The 17,675-nt window shown below is 69.2% G+C and carries 20 protein-coding genes; 5 read left to right on the top strand and 15 right to left on the bottom strand.

The window, feature by feature from the left end; all coding sequences use genetic code 11:
- Positions 1–188: 188 nt before the first annotated feature.
- Positions 189–449: a glutaredoxin family protein gene (locus BR07_RS0105120; RefSeq protein ID WP_027504505.1), complete on the bottom strand. Its 261-nt coding sequence runs from the start codon at positions 447–449 to the stop codon at positions 189–191.
- A 180-nt stretch (positions 450–629) separates the two neighbouring features.
- On the opposite strand from BR07_RS0105120, the gene BR07_RS23425 reads away from it, so the two are divergent.
- Positions 630–1,595, top strand: coding sequence for an HAD family hydrolase (locus BR07_RS23425; RefSeq protein ID WP_051613156.1), 966 nt, complete (start codon positions 630–632; stop codon positions 1,593–1,595).
- A 5-nt stretch (positions 1,596–1,600) separates the two neighbouring features.
- A complete protein-coding gene (locus BR07_RS0105110; RefSeq protein ID WP_037184684.1) occupies positions 1,601–3,091 on the top strand; it encodes a phytoene desaturase family protein in 1,491 nt (496 codons plus the stop codon).
- Here the strand turns inward: BR07_RS0105110 and BR07_RS0105105 are convergent.
- The 10 genes from BR07_RS0105105 to BR07_RS0105065 form a co-directional block, all read right to left on the bottom strand.
- On the bottom strand, positions 3,088–4,194 hold the full coding sequence (locus tag BR07_RS0105105) for a lysophospholipid acyltransferase family protein (protein ID WP_027504503.1): 1,107 nt from the start codon (positions 4,192–4,194) through the stop codon (positions 3,088–3,090). The two genes, BR07_RS0105110 and BR07_RS0105105, sit on opposite strands and share 4 nt — an antisense overlap.
- A complete protein-coding gene (locus tag BR07_RS23420) occupies positions 4,191–5,300 on the bottom strand; it encodes an NAD-dependent epimerase/dehydratase family protein (RefSeq protein ID WP_155956935.1) in 1,110 nt (369 codons plus the stop codon). The genes BR07_RS0105105 and BR07_RS23420 overlap by 4 nt, the downstream gene beginning before the upstream one ends.
- A gap of 193 nt (positions 5,301–5,493) precedes the next feature.
- Positions 5,494–5,595, bottom strand: coding sequence for a 30S ribosomal protein bS22 (locus tag BR07_RS26520; protein WP_003402602.1), 102 nt, complete (start codon positions 5,593–5,595; stop codon positions 5,494–5,496).
- Between the two features lie 249 nt (positions 5,596–5,844).
- Positions 5,845–6,090, bottom strand: a complete 246-nt coding sequence (locus BR07_RS0105095; RefSeq protein WP_027504502.1) for a helix-turn-helix domain-containing protein — start codon at positions 6,088–6,090, stop codon at positions 5,845–5,847.
- A gap of 123 nt (positions 6,091–6,213) precedes the next feature.
- Positions 6,214–7,029 carry a pyrroline-5-carboxylate reductase gene (gene proC / locus BR07_RS0105090; protein WP_027504501.1) on the bottom strand — a complete coding sequence of 272 codons (816 nt, stop codon included), beginning with the start codon at positions 7,027–7,029 and terminating at the stop codon, positions 6,214–6,216.
- 61 nt (positions 7,030–7,090) lie between these two features.
- Positions 7,091–7,942 (bottom strand): thioesterase family protein, encoded by an 852-nt coding sequence (locus BR07_RS0105085; protein WP_027504500.1) that lies wholly within the window; start codon positions 7,940–7,942, stop codon positions 7,091–7,093.
- Positions 7,939–8,679, bottom strand: coding sequence for a MerR family transcriptional regulator (locus BR07_RS23415; protein ID WP_231476247.1), 741 nt, complete (start codon positions 8,677–8,679; stop codon positions 7,939–7,941). Before BR07_RS23415 ends, BR07_RS0105085 begins: the two co-directional genes overlap by 4 nt.
- 90 nt (positions 8,680–8,769) lie before the next feature.
- Positions 8,770–9,624, bottom strand: a complete 855-nt coding sequence (locus BR07_RS0105075; RefSeq protein ID WP_231476212.1) for a sugar phosphate isomerase/epimerase family protein — start codon at positions 9,622–9,624, stop codon at positions 8,770–8,772.
- Positions 9,621–10,637 (bottom strand): Yip1 family protein, encoded by a 1,017-nt coding sequence (locus tag BR07_RS0105070; protein ID WP_027504498.1) that lies wholly within the window; start codon positions 10,635–10,637, stop codon positions 9,621–9,623. The genes BR07_RS0105075 and BR07_RS0105070 overlap by 4 nt, the downstream gene beginning before the upstream one ends.
- On the bottom strand, positions 10,634–11,590 hold the full coding sequence (locus BR07_RS0105065; RefSeq protein WP_027504497.1) for a Ppx/GppA phosphatase family protein: 957 nt from the start codon (positions 11,588–11,590) through the stop codon (positions 10,634–10,636). The genes BR07_RS0105070 and BR07_RS0105065 overlap by 4 nt, the downstream gene beginning before the upstream one ends.
- Before the next feature lie 154 nt (positions 11,591–11,744).
- Here BR07_RS0105065 and BR07_RS0105060 point away from each other — a divergent pair, with 154 nt between their 5' ends.
- Together BR07_RS0105060 and BR07_RS0105055 are read left to right on the top strand one after the other, a co-directional pair.
- Positions 11,745–12,545, top strand: a complete 801-nt coding sequence (locus BR07_RS0105060; RefSeq protein WP_027504496.1) for a hypothetical protein — start codon at positions 11,745–11,747, stop codon at positions 12,543–12,545.
- A gap of 182 nt (positions 12,546–12,727) precedes the next feature.
- On the top strand, positions 12,728–13,597 hold the full coding sequence (locus BR07_RS0105055; RefSeq protein WP_051613155.1) for a DUF559 domain-containing protein: 870 nt from the start codon (positions 12,728–12,730) through the stop codon (positions 13,595–13,597).
- 82 nt (positions 13,598–13,679) lie between these two features.
- On the opposite strand, the gene BR07_RS0105050 is transcribed toward BR07_RS0105055, so the two are convergent.
- The 3 genes from BR07_RS0105050 to BR07_RS0105040 form a co-directional block, all read right to left on the bottom strand.
- On the bottom strand, positions 13,680–14,363 hold the full coding sequence (locus tag BR07_RS0105050) for a response regulator transcription factor (protein WP_027504494.1): 684 nt from the start codon (positions 14,361–14,363) through the stop codon (positions 13,680–13,682).
- Positions 14,364–14,379: 16 nt separating this feature from the next.
- Positions 14,380–15,549 carry a sensor histidine kinase gene (locus BR07_RS0105045; protein WP_027504493.1) on the bottom strand — a complete coding sequence of 390 codons (1,170 nt, stop codon included), beginning with the start codon at positions 15,547–15,549 and terminating at the stop codon, positions 14,380–14,382.
- A gap of 105 nt (positions 15,550–15,654) precedes the next feature.
- Complete coding sequence (locus tag BR07_RS0105040) at positions 15,655–16,410, bottom strand: phosphoglyceromutase (protein ID WP_027504492.1); 756 nt, start codon at positions 16,408–16,410, stop codon at positions 15,655–15,657.
- 125 nt (positions 16,411–16,535) lie between these two features.
- Between BR07_RS0105040 and BR07_RS0105035 the strand changes: the two genes are divergently transcribed.
- Positions 16,536–17,354: an esterase/lipase family protein gene (locus BR07_RS0105035; RefSeq protein ID WP_027504491.1), complete on the top strand. Its 819-nt coding sequence runs from the start codon at positions 16,536–16,538 to the stop codon at positions 17,352–17,354.
- Here BR07_RS0105035 and BR07_RS0105030 read toward each other — a convergent pair.
- Positions 17,351–17,675: integrase core domain-containing protein (locus tag BR07_RS0105030; RefSeq protein WP_027504490.1), on the bottom strand; the 325-nt coding region annotated here is incomplete at its 5' end. The two genes, BR07_RS0105035 and BR07_RS0105030, sit on opposite strands and share 4 nt — an antisense overlap.

Here is a 17,675-nt window from a genome sequence, read left to right as displayed (position 1 = left end):
GTCATCCGAGGATCGGCGGGCCACGCACAGGACCGTGGTACCTGTGACGCAGGGTTCGTCGCCGACCCCTTTCTTCTCTCCACGGTAACCTCTCGTGGAGGGATGAACAAAGTCGCCGACCCGTGTAGTACGATCCCGCGCCCGGTGATCCGACGGCCGCGCGCACCGACGGTGACGAGCGGCCCGGGTCAGTTCTCCAGATCGCGCCGCAGCCGGGGCACGTCGACGTCCCAGTAGCTGTGTTCGCGGCCGTCCAGCAGCACCACCGGCAGCCGGTCCCCGTACTCCGCCCGCAGGTCAGGGTCCTGCGCGGCCACCGCGTCGACGTCGACCGACTCGCAGGCCACGCCGTACTCCGCACACAGGGGAACGAGCACGCGCAGGGCGGCGTCGCACGCCCCGCATCCGGCGCGTGTCAGCAACGTCACGGTGCGTACCGGGCTGGTCATGAGTCGAGTGTCTCACCGCCTCGCGCACGCGGTTAGGGTGGATCGGCAGGACCGGGACGGCCCGCGCCCGTGGGACGACCGGTCGAGGTGGGGAGGTGCACCGTGCCCGATCAGCATGATCCGGACGACGCACATGCTGCTGTCACGCCCGATTCGGAACTCACCGAGTCGCCCGAGGTGATGGACGAGTCGCGGGAACGTCGACTCGTCGACCCGGAGGCGGCCGAGAAGCAGGTCCGTCGACGGATCCGCAATCCCCTCGGCCCCACCGCCGCCCAGATCCGCGCCAAGCTCGCCGGCGAGGCGAGCGCCGATGCCGCCATCGCGCTGCAGGCCGAGAGCGCCGAGGCCGCCGACGACCACGTCAGTACGGTTCCGCGTGATCTCACTGCCGCCGCGTTCTTCGACGTCGACAACACGATGGTGCAGGGCGCGTCGATCATCCACTTCGCCCGCGGGCTCGCGGCCCGCAAGTACTTCACGTCCAAGGACGTCTCCGAGTTCGCCTGGCAGCAGATCAAGTTCCGGGTGAGCGGCAAGGAGAACCTGGGCGACGTCAGCACCGGCCGCGAGAAGGCACTGTCCTTCGTCGAGGGCCGCTCGACCGCGGAGATCGTGCGGCTCGGCGAGGAGATCTTCGACGAGATCATCGCCGACCGCATCTGGGCCGGCACCCGTGCTCTCGCGCAGATGCACCTCGACGCCGGCCAGCAGGTGTGGCTCGTCACCGCCACCCCGGTGGAGCTGGCGTCCATCATCGCCAAACGCCTCGGCCTGACCGGCGCGTTGGGCACCGTCGCCGAGAGCAAGGACGGCGTCTTCACCGGGCGCCTCGTCGGCGACATCCTGCACGGTCGCGGCAAGGCCCACGCCGTGCGGACCCTCGCCGTGCGCGAGGGCCTCGACCTGCGACGCTGCACCGCCTACTCCGACAGCCACAACGACGTGCCGATGCTGTCCCTCGTCGGGACGGCCGTCGCGGTCAATCCCGACGCGGACCTGCGCGAGCTCGCGAAGAACCGCGGGTGGGAGATCCGCGACTTCCGCACCGGCCGCAAGGCCGCCAAGATCGGCGTCCCCACCGCTCTCGCACTCGGTGCCGTCGGCGGCGGCGTCGCCGCGGTGCTCGGCCGACGCAATCCGTGAGTCCTGTGAGAGCAGTCGTCATCGGTGCGGGTGTCGGCGGACTCGCCACCGCCGCCCGCCTGGCCCACCGCGGTGTCGAGACCGTCGTGCTCGAGCAGTCGCACGATCTGGGCGGGAAGCTCGGCATCGTTCGGCGGGACGGCTTCTCGTTCGACACCGGGCCGTCACTGGTCACCATGCCGCACGTGTTCCACGATCTCTTCGCGCAGACCGGTGGGCCGTCGGACCTCACGTTCGACCGGCTCCCGGTCGCGTGTCGCTACCGCTTTCCCGACGGCACCGAGCTGGACATGCCCGGTCGCGCGGAGGAGATCCCCGCCGCTCTGGACTCGGCGCTCGGAGCCGGTGCCGGTGCGCAGTGGTCCCGGTTCTCCGAGCGTGCCGAGCAGATCTGGGACGCCACCCACGAGGCGTTCCTCGAATCGCCCATCGGCCCCCGCGAACTGGTATCGCTGTCGCGACGGGTGGGCGACCTCCGCACCATCAGCCCGTGGTCGTCGCTGCGTGATCTGGGTCGGCAGTACCTCACCGATCCCCGGCTGGCGATGATGCTCGACCGCTACGCCACCTACACCGGCTCGGATCCGCGGCGCGCCCCGGCGGCCCTCGCCACGGTGCCGCACGTCGAGCAGCGCTGGGGATCGTGGCACGTTCCCGGTGGGCTGCACCGCATCGCCGAGGCGATCGTCGACCGCGCGACATCGCTCGGAGCGGAGATCCGCACGGGTGTCACGGTGACCGGCGTGCGCGTCGAGAACGGACGCACCACCGGCGTCGACACCACACACGGACCCGTCGCGGCCGACATCGTCGTCGCGAACGCCGATGCCGAGCAGGTCTACCGGTCTCTGGTCCCCGCCACGCGGCGCACCGCGCTCGCCCGGCGGCGCCTCGACGCGACCACCGCGAGCCTGTCCGGCTTCGTGATCCTGCTGGCTCTGCGGGGCCGCGACGCCGACACCCCGCACCACCGGGTGCTGTTCCCGGACGACTACGACGCCGAGTTCGACGCCGTCTTCGGCACCCGCACGCGGCCGGCGCACCCCGCCGACGCCCCGACCGTCTACGTCAGCGCCCCCGACGATCCGGCTCTGCGCCCGGACGACGACACCGAGGCCTGGTTCGTCCTGGTGAACGCCGCGCGACACGGCACCGGTTCCTCGGCGCTGGTCGACTGGGACGCTCCCGAACTGTCGGAGGGCTACGCCGACCGCATCCTCGACGTCATGGCGGAGCGCGGAGTGGACGTGCGCGAGCGGGTGCTGTGGCGGGAGATCATCTCGCCGGCAGATCTGATGCGCCGCACCATGACTCCGGGCGGGTCCATCTACGGAACGTCGTCCAACGGGGCGACGGCCGCGTTCCTGCGCCCGGCCAATCGCTCGCCGATCCCCGGCCTGTTCCTGGTCGGTGGATCGTCGCACCCCGGCGGTGGACTCCCGCTGGTGACGCTCTCGGCACAGATCGTCGACGAGCTGATCGCCGACGCCCTCTAGCCGAGGAAGACGTTCCGGCGACGGGTCAACAGCCGGTAGAGCGTCTGCTGGATCGTCTCGCGCACGCGGTCGGTGACCTCGAACAGTTCCATCGGGTCGTCGGCGGCGGACGGCTCGTAGGACGTGGTCTCGATGGGCTCGCCGAACTCGATGTACCACTTCGACGGCAGCGGGACGAGACCCAGCGGACCGAAGTGCGGGAACAGCGGCGTGACCGGGAAGTACGGCATGCCGAGGACGCGTGCGAGCGTCGTCAGGTCACCGATCTTCGGGTAGATCTCCTCGGACCCGACGATCGAGCACGGGATGATGGGCGTCTGGGTGCGCAGCGCGGCGGAGACGAAGCCACCGCGGCCGAAGCGCTGCAGCTTGTAGCGCTCACTGAACGGCTTGCCGATGCCCTTGAACCCTTCCGGGAACACCGCCACGACCTCGCCGCCACGCAGCAGTCGCTCGGCGTCGGGTTGGCAGGCCAGGGTATGGCCGGCGCGGCGCGCGATGCTGCCGACCAGCGGGGTCTCGAACGCGAGGTCCGCGGCGAGCATGCGCAGCGCGCGGTGCTGCGGGTGGTGATCCCGCATCGCGACCGAGGCCATGAGTCCGTCGATCGGGATGACACCCGCGTGGTTCGAGACCACCAGGGCGCCGCCCTCGGCGGGCACGTTCTCGATCCCGCGCACCTCGACGCGGAACCACTTCTCGAACAGCGGTCGCAACGCCGGAAGCCAGACGGAATCGGCGAAGTGGGGGTCGTAACCGAACTCGTCGACCTCGTAGTCGCCCGACAGGCGCGTCCGCAGGAAGTCCGCTCCCCCGGCGACACGGTCGACGAGAGCACGCCGTACCGACTCGACGGCCGACGGGAACTCGCCGACGTCCGGCGTCGCATGCGGTGCTGCCGTCTCGGGCACGACCAGAGGCGTCGGCACCTCGACACTCGGCATCATCGAGGGCGAGGGCGACGGGGACGCATAGGACGAGGGGTGCCGACCGCGGACGTCCGCCGGGTCGCTGCCGGCGCGTGGCCCACCGTCGGGCGTGGACTGCCGGAGGCGATCGAACGACTTACCGTGCAGCGGAATCACTTTGGCCACGTCGGTCACCTTCCCGCTCCGGCCGGCAACGACACGGGCGACGGGTGCGCCCCGGAGGTCGCACCGCCCAACAGTCCGATGACACGATTCTCGATCGCGTCGACCCATTCACGCCGGATCACCGGCGTCAGCGCGACTCCGCGCACGAAATCGTCGAACGCCTGCACGGTGGTCCACCGTGGGGTGAATCCGAGGACGTTCTTCATCCGGGTGGTGTCCACCCCGCATCCGAAGTTGAAGTAGTCGAGCTGCTCCGCCGAGAAGTCGCGCATCAGCGATCCCATCACCGCCTTGCCGGTGGTGCGGAACAGGGCCATGGGCACCGGCAGCTCCACGCGGCCGGCTCGGCGGATGGCCTGCGACAGCATGATGATGCCGTCGGCCGCGATGTTGAAGGTGCCCGCGGGGCCGGCCAACGTGGCGCGTTCGAGTGCGGAGAGCGCGTCCTCCTCGTGCAGCAACTGCATGCGCGCATCGCGACCGAGGATCGACGGTGTGACCGGCGAGGTGAGGTAGCGCGAGACGGATCCGTTCAACCGGGGTCCGATCATGGGGGCGTTGCGCAGGATGCTGACGTCGATGTCCGGACGACGACGGCCCAGCCCACGGGCGTAGCCCTCGGTCTCGATGGCGTCGCGGGCGAAGCCGCCCTGCGGACGTGACCGCGCGCCCATCTCCTCGGTGAACTGCGCCGGATCCTTCGCACTGCAGCCGTACACCGCCGTCGACGAGCGCAGCACCACGTGCCGCACCGTCGGCGACTTCTGGCAGACGGCGAACAGCTGCATCGCCCCGAGCACGTTGAGGTCCTTCATCACCGTGCGGCCACCGCCGCTGGGCGGCCGGGACAGCAGCGACGCGTGCACGACGGTGTCGACGCCCGCGCTGCGGATGACCTTGCCGATCAACGGGTTACGGATGTCCGCCCGCACGAATTCGGCGCGACCCATCCGCCGGATCATGTCCTTGGTGGGTGCCACGGCATCGACGGCGACGACCCGCTCGATCGACGGGTTCTGCGCCAGTCGCATGGTGAGGTATCCGCCCAGGAATCGGCTCGCTCCCGTGACGAGCACGACGCGTGGAGCGTCGCGCCCGGTGTCGTCAGAGCTCACCAGACCCCCTCGGTTTCTCCCGTGGCCACCGCTCGCGCGGCGCCGCACACGCCATGGTGTCACGAACCCCGCGTGCGCGCTCCGGCACGAGAAGAACCGGCACGCGACACCCGCGGGACCGGATACGACAACGCCCGCGAGGACGGTCGAAACTCGATCCTCACGGGCGGAAGTCGTCGCGATCCCTAGCGGATCACTTACCCAATTTCCTGCGCTGAACGCGGGTGCGGCGAAGCAGCTTGCGGTGCTTCTTCTTCGACATGCGCTTGCGACGCTTCTTGATCACTGAACCCATGCGGGTGTCCTCGCGTTCTTTCGTCTCTGTACAGCTGCACTGCTGATACCGCTGCTGGTGCTGTTCGGTCGTCGGCGGACACGGCAGTGACGGGACTGCGCGCTCACGCGACTCAGCCCCATCATACCCAGCTCACACGACCACCCTCGACCGGCCTCCGCAGCAGCGGCGCACACCCGAACCGTCCGATTCCGGTGAACCGTGCCGATGCCCTTCCCCGGGCATGCACCGTTCCACGTGGAGCGTGCGTCAGCCTGCGTCGAAGTAGGACGTCTCCAGGTAGTCGTGCACCGCCTTCGCATGCACTCGGAACGAACGGCCCACACGAACGGCGGGCAGCTCGCCACCGTGCACCAGGCGGTACACGGTCATCTTGGACACCCTCATCAGTGAGGCAACTTCTGCCACCGTGAGGAACTGGGTTCCGGCCACAGCCGGTTGGCCGTCGTGGGACGAGCTCTTGCTCGACCCGGACGGCTTGTTGACGGATTCCATAAATCCACATACCTCCGGCACGCCCGCGCTGCCGGCTTCCCCTCCGGCAGAACAGACACGCACGTGCTGCAGCGAGCTTAGCGGGACTCGAGTGACAAAAGCGACGGGTGGGGGGACCAATATTTATTCGACCGGTGAACCGAGAGCCATTCCCCGCGCCTTGGCGGCGTCGATCGCGTCGAGAAGCGCAGCTCGGAAGCCCTTTCGCTCCAGCTGGGCGATGGCCGCCGCCGTGGTGCCGCCGGGAGACGTCACACCGGCGCGGAGCTCCTGCGGTGACTCGTCCGAGCGATCGAGCATCGCCGCGGAGCCCACCATCGTCTGGACGACCAGTGTCGTGGCGGTGTCGCGAGGCAGTCCGAGACCCACGGCGGCGTCGATCATGGCCTCGGCCATGAGGAAGAAGTAGGCGGGTCCGGATCCGGAGACGGCGGTGACCGCGTCGATCTTGTCCTCGGACACGACGGCCGTCTTCCCGACGGTGCCGAGCAGCTTGCGCACCGTCTCGATGTGCTCCGAGCGGGCATGGCGGCCGGGGGCCAGCACGCTCATCGCCTCGCCCACCAACATCGGGGTGTTGGGCATGACACGGACGATCGGGATGCCCGCGGGCAGCTTCGGCTCGTAGCGCGACGCGGTGACGCCGGCGGCCATCGTCACGATGATCTGCTCGCGCTCCCCGTTGAGCTCGGCCTTGGACATCTGGGTGATCACCGAGTCGACGTCGTCGGGCTTCACCGCGACGACGATGACGTCGGCGCCCTCGATCGCGTCGATCACGCTGGTGGTCCGAATGCCGAACTGGGTGGCCACCGCGTCCGCGCGGGCCGGGTACTTCTCCGCCAGCACCACGTTGCCGGTGGGCAACCCGCCCTCGATCAGTCCTGCGATCAACGCCTCACCGATCCGGCCGCCGCCGATCACCGCAATTCTCGTCATGCGCTCAGCGTGCCATGCCCCGGGTGGCGGTCAGCAGGGTGTCGCGGTCCCTCGGTCGGGCTCAGGTCGCGAGCGGCACCATGGCCAGCTGTCGGCTCTGCACCACCACGGCACCGGTGGAGTCGACGATGGTGTGGTCCTCCTCGAACCAGGAACCGCCGAGCACGGTGCTCGACGACTTCACGCGCAGCCAGCCGGGTGCCGGGGTGTGGCGCAGGTACGTCGTGAGCTGGACCGTCGGAGCCCAGCCGAAGAGGCCGCGATTCATCGTCACGGGCGGGCAGATGTCGCCGGCCATGATGGCGAACAGCGCCGCGGTGACGGGATCGTTCTCGTCGTCGGGCCGCGGCCGGACCCACATGCGGATCTCCGCCGACCCCTGCGCGCCGGTCAGGAAGTGCGCGGCGGTGGGATCGAGACGCATGTCGCAGCCCGTCGCGACGTGGACGACGTCCGCCATCGGGTGACCGGGCGCCACTCGAGCGGCCGAGTCCGGCGGCTCGACGGCCATGTCGAGGACCGACGCCAGGGACGACTCGTGCTCCTGGTGCACGGGCGCTCCGCTGTCCGGCGTGCCGAGCGTGACCACGCTCCGCACCGCGGGACGACCGTTCTGCAGCAACACCGCGTCGACGTGCACCACGCGCCGACCACGCTTGAGCACCGTCGTCTCGACCGTCACCGGGCCGGGATCGGGCGCCGCGAGGTAGCTGGCGCTGACTGCGAGCGGAGTGAGCTCGATCGGGTCGTCGTCCAGCGCGAGACGCTGAGTGGCGGCCGCGGCACAGACACTCATCATGGCGCCGCCGTGCACCTTGGGGCCGATGGTCCACGTCGGGTCGATGCTGCCCTCGAACAGATCCGTGTCGGTGCGATCGAGTGTGGTGAGGGTGCGGAACGGGGCGTCGGTCACTGGTCGCTCGAATCTGTCGTCGGGTGGGGCCGGTCGGGAAGGCCGGAGGCCGGCCGGGTGAGTTGGTCGGGAAGGCCGGAGGCCGGCCGGGTGAGTTGGTCGGGAAGGCCGGTCGGGGCGAAGTGCTGCTGGGCGAGATCGTGGTGCGCGAGGCGGCGCAGGGCGGTGACCACCGGTTCGTAGAGCACCGTCCCGAGGACGGCGAAGCGCACGGCGTCGCGTGGCTCGGTGTGGTCGAGCACCCGCGCCCACTCCCCCTCCGCGATCACGCGCACGGCACGGGCGTACGCGACGACGTCGTCGTCGGATAGCGGGACGCCCGCAGCGTCGGCGGCGGCGAGGGAGTGGTCGAGCTGACGAGCTGCCGAACTGTCGGTCGGGAGATCGGCGGCGGCGTGGCCGAGCCGTTCCAGGATCCGCGAGGTACGCGGCGCCGGACCCGGGTCGACTCCGTCCTGCCCCGCGTCGTCGAGGTAGGGCGGGAGCGCACCGAGTGCCCGGCTCATCGCGGGATGGACGTCGCCGGTCGCCTCGTCGAGGGCCGCGAGCACCGTCCTGATCCGTCCGAGAGGAAGGGAGGCGCCGGTAAGGGCCTTGATCAACCGGAGGCGGTCGAGGTGCTCGTCGGTGTACTCGGACACCGTCGCCGCGCCGACCCCGGGCATGAGGAGCCCTTCGCGGAGGTAGAACTTGATCGTGGGTCGCGGGACCCCGGACCGTTCGACCAGCTCGGACATGCGCACCGGTCGAACTCTAGACCACAGTGGATAGTGCGACTATCCGAAGGTGCGATCTTCCGAGAGTGCGGACTTCAGAGGTGAGGGACGTCAGAGGTGCTGCCGGGCGAACGCCAACGATCGTTCGAGTGCGGCCGACCGCTCGGTGGCCGTCCGCGCGTTCTGGGTGTTGATCTCGAGCACGGCCTGACCGTCGAAGCCTCGCGCGACCAGCGCCTGGCAGACCTCCGCGACCGGCTGCGTGCCGTCGCCGGGCACGAGGTGCTCGTCGACGGAGGCGCCGCGGCCGTCCGCGAGATGCAGATGCTTGAGCCCGGCGCCCATGCGCTCGGACAGCGCCACGGCATCGAGCCCGGACGTCGCGGTGTGCGAGAAGTCCAGCGTGTAGTGCTGGTGGCCCACGTCGGTCGGGTCGTAGGACGGCGCGAACGCGGTGAACCCGATGCCGGGCTTCCCGCCGCGCTTCTCGAGCCGCTTCACCGAGCCGGTGCCCGCACCGAAGAGCCGGTCCGCACGCATCGGGAACATGTTCTCGACGGCGACGACCATGCCCTCGTTGTCGGACTCGAGCTCGGCGACCTGGTCGGGAAAACCGTCGGCGTAGATGCGTTGCCACCGAAACGGCGGGTGCACCACCACGGTGGACGCGCCGAGCGCCTCGGCAGCGTGGACCGAGCGCACGAGCTTCGAGACCGGATCCGAACCCCACACCCGCTGGGTGATCAGCAGGCACGGTGCGTGCAGCGCCAGAACCGGAACGCCGTACGCGCGGCTGAGCTGCTTGATCGCACCGACGTCCTGGCTGATCGGCTCGGCCCACACCATGAGCTCGATCCCGTCGAAGCCGAGTTCCGCGGCGAAGCGGAACGCGGACTCGGTGTTCTGCGGATAGACCGAGGCCGTGGACAACCCCACCGGAACGTGCCGGCGCCCGGGCGTCGTCACGTGGTGCTGAGCATGAAGGCCAGCGGGCCCAGAGTGACGAATCCGCCCACGACCACCGCCAGCAGGATCGACACGATGTCGTCGGTGCGGCGCAGCACACGCACCACGGCCACGAGTCCGACGATGACGAAGAACGCAAGGACCAAAGCGACCCAGGGGAGCATCTCCCACAGTCGCTCGAACCCCTTGAACAGGAGCGCGCCGAGCACGATAGCCACGATGCCCTGGCCGATCAGCGACAACCACTGCTTGACCGGGCTGCGGGACTTCGACGGCGCCACCGGTGCGTCCTCGACGGGTTCCGCATCGGTGGGGGTCGCGAGATCGGCCTCGTCGGCCGTGTCGGTGGCGATCGTGTCCGGGTTCTCGGAATCCTCGGTCACTGCCGGGACGATCGTGGTCACCGCGTCGTTCTCGGCCGTGACCTCGTCGGCGTCGACCTCCGGCTCGGCCGGCGTCGATCGCTGCTGCTCAGGAGTGCCGGGTCGATCGGAGGCGGGACGCTCCTGCGCCGGCCGCTCGGGTGCGAGCGCACGCTCCTCGGTGGAGGCACGCAGGCGGTCGACCGCCACGGACGGAGCGCCGGAGAACAGCGCGGGTTCGGGCCGAGCGGATCGGGCGGCACCGAACGCGGGGGTCGGGCGGGCCTGCTGCTCACGGCGGCGGTCGTCGATCCGGGGCGTGGTCCGTGTGGGCTCGGGTGCCGGGGCGGGCCGCTCGGGCTCGGCGTCGCGGGTCGACTCCTCGGCCTCGGCCTGCCGCGGCTGGTCCTGCGGCGACTCGGTCTCGGGCGACGCGTCGGTCTCGTCGTCGGGCGCCTCGGCCGGGGTCTCGTCGCGGACGATCGGGATCTCGCCGGTCAGCTCGGCGACGGAGATACCGCCGGCCATGCCGCGTCGACGTCGACCGCCACCGGACTGCGTGTCCACCTTGGCGCCGTTGCGCGCGAGCAGTTCCGCCACCGACACCTGTCCGGTGTCGGCCGCGCCACTTCCGTTGTTGTCGTCACTCATGTCTCTCGAGTCTCCACCACATCGCCGAACGTCTCCGTGTCCAGCTTGCGCAGGATCAATCCCTCACGCAGCGCCCACGGACAGATCTCCAACGAATCGATCGACAGCGCGCGCATGCTCGCCTCGGCGACCAGTGCTCCGGCCACCATCTGTCGTGATCGATCCGCGCTCACGCCTTCCAATTCTGCACGGTCCGCCGAGGTCATCCTCGAGATGAACGAGATGACCTGACGCAGACCGTCGGCCGTCAGGGTCCTGACGACACGGGGGCCGGCAGCCGACGGAGCGGCGCCCGTCAATCGAGCCAACGAGCGGAACGTCTTCGACGTTCCCACCGCCCGGTCGGGCAGCCCCGGCTCGAGCAGCTTCTTCGCCGGTTCGACGAGTTCCGCGTCGAGCCAGTCACGCAGCACGGCGACCCGCCGCTTGCCGGGAGGATCCTCGGCCAGCCAGTCGCGCGTCAGTCGGCCGGCCCCGAGGGGAAGCGACATCGCCACGTCCGGGTTCTCGTCGATCCCGGTGCTGAGCTCGAGGGATCCGCCGCCGATGTCGAGGTCGAGGATGCGCCCGGCACTCCAGCCGTACCACCGACGCACGGCCAGGAACGTCAGACGCGACTCGTCCTCGCCGGAGAGGACCTGCAGGCTCACGCCGGTCTCGTCGCGCACTCGGTTCAGGACGGCGGTCGAGTTGCGTGCGTCGCGGACGGCCGACGTGGCAAACGCCATGAGCTCGCCGCAGCCCGACGATGTGGCGATCGACGAGAAGTCGGCGACCGTCCGCACCAGTCGATCGGAGCCGGACTGGGTGATGTCACCGGCGTCGTCGGTGTTCTCCGCCAGGCGCAGGGCAGCCTTGGTGGAGCTCATCGGTGTCGGGTGACCGCCGCGGTGAGCGTCGACCACGAGCAGATGAACTGTGTTGCTTCCGACGTCGAGCACCCCTAACCGCACAGGGAACACCGTACTGGGTCTAGCGTCGTGGCTTGTGACACGTGCTGAGAAGGCGGGTAGGCCGGAGGCCGGCCGGGCCGCAAAGCAGACGACGAGCGTGGGCGACGAGGCCGGACGGCGGTCTGGCGAGGCCACCGGACGGCCCGCGGACGTGCTGGAACCCGCGGCGACTCACAAACTCGATCCCGCACCCGAGGTGGCGCCGGACTTCCCGCGCGAGTGGGTCGAGTTCGTCGATCCGACCAACCCCGAGCACGTCGTCCGCGCGGATCTGACGTGGTTGCTGTCGAGTTGGACGTGCGTCTTCGGAACCCCCGCGTGCCAGGGAACGGTCCCCGATCGGCCCGACGACGGGTGCTGCTCGCACGGAGCGTTCCTGTCGGACGACGACGACCACGCCAAACTCGTCGCCTCCGTCGAGATGCTCACGCCGGACGACTGGCAGTTCTTCGACAAGGGGCACGGCAAGAAGGGCTTCGTCGAGGTCGACGACCTCGAGGGCGAGCAGGCGCTGCGCACCCGCAAGTACAAGGGTGCGTGCATCTTCCTCAACCGACCGGGCTTCGAGGGCGGCATCGGGTGCGCACTGCACCGGATGGCGCTGCGCACCGGCGTCGAACCCCTCGAGGTGAAGCCCGACGTCTGCTGGCAGCTGCCCATCCGCCGCACCCAGGACTGGGTGACGCGCCCCGACGGTGTCGAGATCCTGCAGACCGTCGTCGGCGAGTACGACCGACGCGGCTGGGGTGAGGGCGGCGCCGACCTCAGTTGGTACTGCACCGCCTCCCCCGACGCACACGTCGGCTCGAAGGCGGTCTGGCAGTCGTACGCGCCAGAGCTGACGGAGCTGCTCGGCAAGGACGTCTACACCGAACTCGCCGCGCTGTGTCGGCGTCGGCAAGGCTTGGGATTGATCGCCGTGCACCCCGCGACCCGCGAGGCTCAGCGCACGTAGTCCCGTCAATGCCCCGCGAGTACGTCGAAAGTGCCGTGATCTCGGCGCTCGCCGCAGCACTTTCGACGTACTCGCCGGGGCTTGGTCACGCTTCATCCACAGGCACCCCGTCATCCCCACGGCACTGGCGAGTTGCTCGATCGACGCGGCGCCTGTCGGTGCAGCTCGTGACGGTCTGCGCCATGGACCCCACACTCGTCGACGCAATGAGAGCCAACGGCGGCTTCCTGCACACGACCGATCTCCTCCGACGCATGTCCCCGAGCCGCGTGCGGTGGCTGGTGCACACTCGTCAGCTGACCCGCGTACGGCACGGGCTGTACGCGGTCGGAACGCTCCCTGTTTCGGCGCGACTCGACGCTCTGAGCATCGAGCTCGGAACGCGGGTCGCCGCATCCATGGACACGGCGGCGGCGATGCACGGTTTCGATCTCGACCAGACGCAGCAATTACATGTGGTGGAGCCGGACGATCGGCGCATCGAGAGCAGACCAGGGGTGGTGGTGCACCAGCGACGGGGTGCGCCGCTCATGGAGATCGGCACCCGACTCGTCGTGGAGCCCGCCTGGACTGCTGTCGAGGTCGCACGGCAACGTTCTCCCGGTCGCGCGCTCGCCGTTCTCGATGCCGCGGCCCGGGTGGGCTGCGAACCCGGATCGCTGGAACGAGCAGTCGATGCGCAACGGGGGCGGCGGGGCATCGTCGAGGTCCGCCGTCTGGCACCGCTCGTCGACCGAAGATCCGGCTCACCGATGGAGTCGGAGACTCGCCTGGTTCTGCACGACGGCCACCTTCCGGCACCCGAGTTGCAGTGGCCCGTGATGCACGGACTCGGCATCTTCTATCTCGACCTCGCTTGGCCAGCACGACGATTCGCGGTGGAATACGACGGCGACGAATTCCACGGAACGCCCGAGAGCGTCCGACGCGACAAGGCCCGTCTTGCGCTGCTCGCTGATGAAGGCTGGCGCGTTCTGCAGATCACGTCGGACGATGTGCGGCGCGAACCCGATGTCCTGGTCGGTCGTGTCCGCCGGCTACTCGCCGCCTGATACCCCCGCGAGTACGCCGAAAGTGCCGTGATTCAGTCTCCGCCAGCGACGTTTTGGACGTACTCGCCGAAACCGAACGGCCTCACTCCTCGAGCTTGTACCCCAGTCCACGCACCGTGACGAGGTGCACGGGCTTCGCGGGGTCCGTCTCGATCTTCGAGCGCAACCGCTTCACGTGGACGTCCAGCGTCTTCGTGTCGCCCACGTAGTCGGCGCCCCACACGCGGTCGATCAACTGTCCGCGGGTGAGCACTCGACCAGAGTTGCGGAGCAGGTACTCCAACAGGTCGAACTCCTTGAGCGGCAACGTGATCTGCTGCCCGCCGACCATGACGACGTGGCGCTCCACGTCCATGCGTACCGGTCCGGCCTCGAGGATGCTGTTGTCGTCGATCTCCTCGGTGTCGGATCCGCGGCGCAGGACCGCGCGGATGCGGGCGATGAGTTCGCGCGACGAGTACGGCTTGGTGACGTAGTCGTCGGCACCGAGCTCGAGGCCGACAACCTTGTCGATCTCGCTGTCGCGCGCGGTGACCATGATGACCGGCACACCGGAGCGGCTGCGCAGGTGCTTGCACACGTCGGTGCCGCTCATGCCCGGCAGCATGAGGTCGAGCAGGACGATGTCCGCTCCCACGCGATCGAACTCGGCGAGGGCGGAGGGGCCGTCGCCGACGACGGTCGCGTCGAAACCTTCCTTGCGGAGCAGGAACGCCAGCGGGTCGGCCAACGATTCTTCGTCTTCGACGATGAGCACGCTCGTCATGGGGTGTCCTTCTCGGTCATGACGGCTCGCCGTCGTCTTCGATGTGAGCAGGAATGAGGAGCGTGAAGGTCGAGCCCGTCCCGGGCTTGCTCCACAGCTCGATGCGGCCGTTGTGGTTGGCGGCGACGTGCTTGGCGATGGCCAGTCCCAGACCGGTACCGCCGGTGGCCCGCGACCGCGCCTTGTCGACGCGGAAGAAGCGCTCGAACACGCGCTCCTGGTCCTCCTTGGCGATGCCGATGCCGCGGTCGGTGACCGAGAAGGCCACCATGCTCTGTGGGCCCGTCGCATCGTCGTCACGCAGGGACCGCGTCACCGACACGGGAGACCCCTTCGGGGAGTACGCGATGGCGTTCTCGACGAGGTTGGACAGTGCGGTGACCAGCAAGGTCTGATCGCCGAGCACCTCGAGTCCGCTCGGTCGGTCCGTCGTGACGACGATGCCCGTGGCCTCGGCCTTGAGGGCCGAACGCGAGAGCGCGCTCTTGACCACGGTGTCGACGTCGACGACGTCGAGATCGGGGAGCTTCTCGGCACCCTGCAGCCGGGACAGCGAGATGAGTTCGCTGACCATGTTGCCCAGGCGCGTGGACTCGTCGAGCATCCGCTCACCGAATCGCTGGACCGACTCGGGATCGTCGCGCGACTGCAGCAGCGCCTCGGCCAGCAGGCTGATGGCGCCGACGGGGGTCTTGAGTTCGTGGCTGACGTTCGCGACGAAGTCCCGCCGCGTGGCCTCCATGCGGACCTGCTCGGAGTCGTCGTCGGCGAACAGGACGACGAACCGGCGATCCTCCTGGGAGAGCAGCTGCGCGTGCCCCTTCACGGCGATGCCGGCGCGCCCGCGGGCGTCGAGAACCGTGAGGTCGACCTCGACGTGGTCACCGGTCTCGAGGACCCTGGTGGCGGCCTTCCAGGCCCGATCGTCGAGCGACCGACCGCGGACGAGACCGAGCTCCTCGGCGCGCGGATTGAACAGCACGACGTCGTGGAACTGGTCGACGACGGCGATACCGCTGTGCGCGGCCAGCACGATGAGGTCGAGGACCTGGGACATCGTCAGCCCGTTGTCGCGGGTCTGGCGCAGGACGTGGCGGGAGTTCAGATACGGGATCAGCACTCCACCGACGAGGTACCCACCGAACGCCGCGACGGCGGCGATCAGTACGACGGTCGGAGTGGTCACGGGCCGATCGTACGGTCACACGACCGTGCACCGACGCACGGTGGGCCGGGTTTTCCGGCCGTCACCGCACGTCCGGCGCACGTTCGCACCGCGTTCATCGAGTCGTTACTTCTTGCCCTGGTTCGCCACTGCCGCGGCTCCGGCCGCAGCGGCCTCCGGGTCGAGGTAGGTGCCGCCCGGCACGGTGGGAACGAGCTTGTCGCCCGACTCCGTGAGGTCGTACTGCAGCGGGATGCCGGTGGGGATGTTGAGCCCCGCGATGTCCGCGTCGGAGATGCCGTCGAGGTACTTGACGAGGGCGCGCAGCGAGTTGCCGTGGGCGGCGATCATGACCGTCTTCCCTGCCCGCAGCTCGGGGACGATGACGTCCTCGTAGTACGGAACGAAGCGTTCGACGACGTCCTTCAGGCACTCGGTCAGCGGCACGCTGTCGAGATCGGCGTAGCGCGGATCGGCGTCCTGGCTGTACTCGGAGCCGACCTCGATGGGGGGCGGCGGGGTGTCGTAGCTACGACGCCACAGCATGAACTGCTCGTCGCCGTACTTCTCCTTGGTCGCCGCCTTGTCGAGACCCTGCAGTGCGCCGTAGTGCCGCTCGTTCAGACGCCAGTCGCGGACGACCGGGATCCAGTGCCGATCGGCCGCGTCGAGCGCGAGGTTCGCGGTGCTGATGGCGCGACGCAGAAGCGAGGTGTACAGCACGTCGGGAAGCACACCGGCCTCCTTGATCAGCTCGCCGGCACGCTTCCCCTCCGCCTCACCCTTGGCGGTCAGGCGCACGTCCTGCCATCCGGTGAACTGGTTGGACGCGTTCCACTCGCTCTCGCCGTGGCGGAGAAGGATCAGGGTTCCGATGCTCATGCCGCCCAGTTTCTCACGATGCCGTCGGCGGGACGACCGGTCGGGCGCGCCGCAGGTCGTGCGGGGTGCGCAGCGGGAACTGCGCTTCCGCCGAGCCGAACCGGCGTGACCGCTAGCCTCTGCTGATGAGAACCCGCTGGACAGTGGCGCTGGCGGCGTGCGCGTGGCTCGCGTGCGCGCCGACCGCCACGGCCGATCCGCTGCCCGTCGACTACAACTTCTTCAGTGGCTTCCCGGCGGAGATCGCGAACCCGGGCGGATCGCTGCCCGGCACCAACGACTTCTCGTGCGCGCCGACGGCGGAGCACCCGAATCCGGTGATCCTGGTGCACGGGACGGGGACCGGGCAGCAGACCGGGTGGGGCGTGTACGCGCCGCTGCTGAAGAACGAGGGGTACTGCGTCTTCGCTCCGACGTACGGTGCGCTGCCGGGTGCGTGGCCGATCAGCGCGATCGGTGGCCTCGGGCCGGTTCCCGAGAAGGGAGCGCAGTTCGCGGCGTTCGTCGACGAGGTGCTGTCCGCGACGGGCGCCGAGAAGGTCGACATCGTCGGACACTCGCAGGGCACGGTGCTGCCCAACTACTACGCGCAGGTGCTCGGCGGAGCGGACGACATCGACAGGTACGTCTCGCTGGCCCCGCTGTGGAAGAAGTCGGGCCCGTCGCAGTTCGCGTGGCCCGACGCGTCGTATCGCTACGCGCCGGGCATCACGTACACGAACATCATGACCCGGTACGACGAGGTGGTGGTCCCGTACACCGACGGCTACGTCGAGGCTCCGAACGCGACCAACATCGTCGTACAGGACACGTGCGACGTCGATTTCTCCGAGCATGCCGGCATCGTCGGGTCGCCGAGGGCCGCGGCGTTCGTGCTGAACGCTCTCGACCCCGCGCACCCGCGACCCGTGCCCTGCGAGTTCGTCCCGCCCTTCACCGGCTAGCTGTTCTTCGCGGGGAGGTTGTGGACGGTGAGTCGCTCGATGGGTGACTTGCCGTCGATGCCTGTGTGGGGTCGGTGGTGATTGTAGTGATGGACCCAGTCCTGGTAGGTCGCTGCGCGGGCTTCGTCGGAGAGGTAGGTGTGGGCGTAGGCCCATTCCTGGTTCAGGGTGCGGTTGAACCGTTCGACTTTGCCGTTGGTCTGCGGTCGGTAGGGGCGGGTGCGCTTGTGCACCACCGATCCGAGTGCTTCGGCGAACAGTGTTGACCGGTAACAGGATCCGTTGTCGGTGAGCACTCTGGCGATGGTGATGCCGTGGTCG

The sequence above is a fragment of the Rhodococcus sp. UNC23MFCrub1.1 genome, from assembly GCF_000686025.1.
Taxonomy (GTDB): domain Bacteria; phylum Actinomycetota; class Actinomycetes; order Mycobacteriales; family Mycobacteriaceae; genus Rhodococcoides.
This window is presented reverse-complemented; position numbering and strand designations above follow the sequence as displayed.

What these genes read in the sequence shown, in the direction of transcription:
- BR07_RS0105120 (WP_027504505.1), bottom strand. Translation starts at nt 449, where the DNA reads ATGACCAGCCCGGTACGCACCGTGACGTTGCTGACACGCGCCGGATGC.
- BR07_RS23425 (WP_051613156.1), top strand. Translation starts at nt 630, where the DNA reads ATGGACGAGTCGCGGGAACGTCGACTCGTCGACCCGGAGGCGGCCGAG.
- BR07_RS26520 (WP_003402602.1), bottom strand. Translation starts at nt 5,595, where the DNA reads ATGGGTTCAGTGATCAAGAAGCGTCGCAAGCGCATGTCGAAGAAGAAG.
- BR07_RS0105095 (WP_027504502.1), bottom strand. Translation starts at nt 6,090, where the DNA reads ATGGAATCCGTCAACAAGCCGTCCGGGTCGAGCAAGAGCTCGTCCCAC.
- proC (WP_027504501.1), bottom strand. Translation starts at nt 7,029, where the DNA reads ATGACGAGAATTGCGGTGATCGGCGGCGGCCGGATCGGTGAGGCGTTG.
- BR07_RS23415 (WP_231476247.1), bottom strand. Translation starts at nt 8,679, where the DNA reads ATGTCCGAGCTGGTCGAACGGTCCGGGGTCCCGCGACCCACGATCAAG.
- BR07_RS0105070 (WP_027504498.1), bottom strand. Translation starts at nt 10,637, where the DNA reads ATGAGTGACGACAACAACGGAAGTGGCGCGGCCGACACCGGACAGGTG.
- BR07_RS0105055 (WP_051613155.1), top strand. Translation starts at nt 12,728, where the DNA reads ATGGACCCCACACTCGTCGACGCAATGAGAGCCAACGGCGGCTTCCTG.
- BR07_RS0105050 (WP_027504494.1), bottom strand. Translation starts at nt 14,363, where the DNA reads ATGACGAGCGTGCTCATCGTCGAAGACGAAGAATCGTTGGCCGACCCG.
- BR07_RS0105040 (WP_027504492.1), bottom strand. Translation starts at nt 16,410, where the DNA reads ATGAGCATCGGAACCCTGATCCTTCTCCGCCACGGCGAGAGCGAGTGG.
- BR07_RS0105035 (WP_027504491.1), top strand. Translation starts at nt 16,536, where the DNA reads ATGAGAACCCGCTGGACAGTGGCGCTGGCGGCGTGCGCGTGGCTCGCG.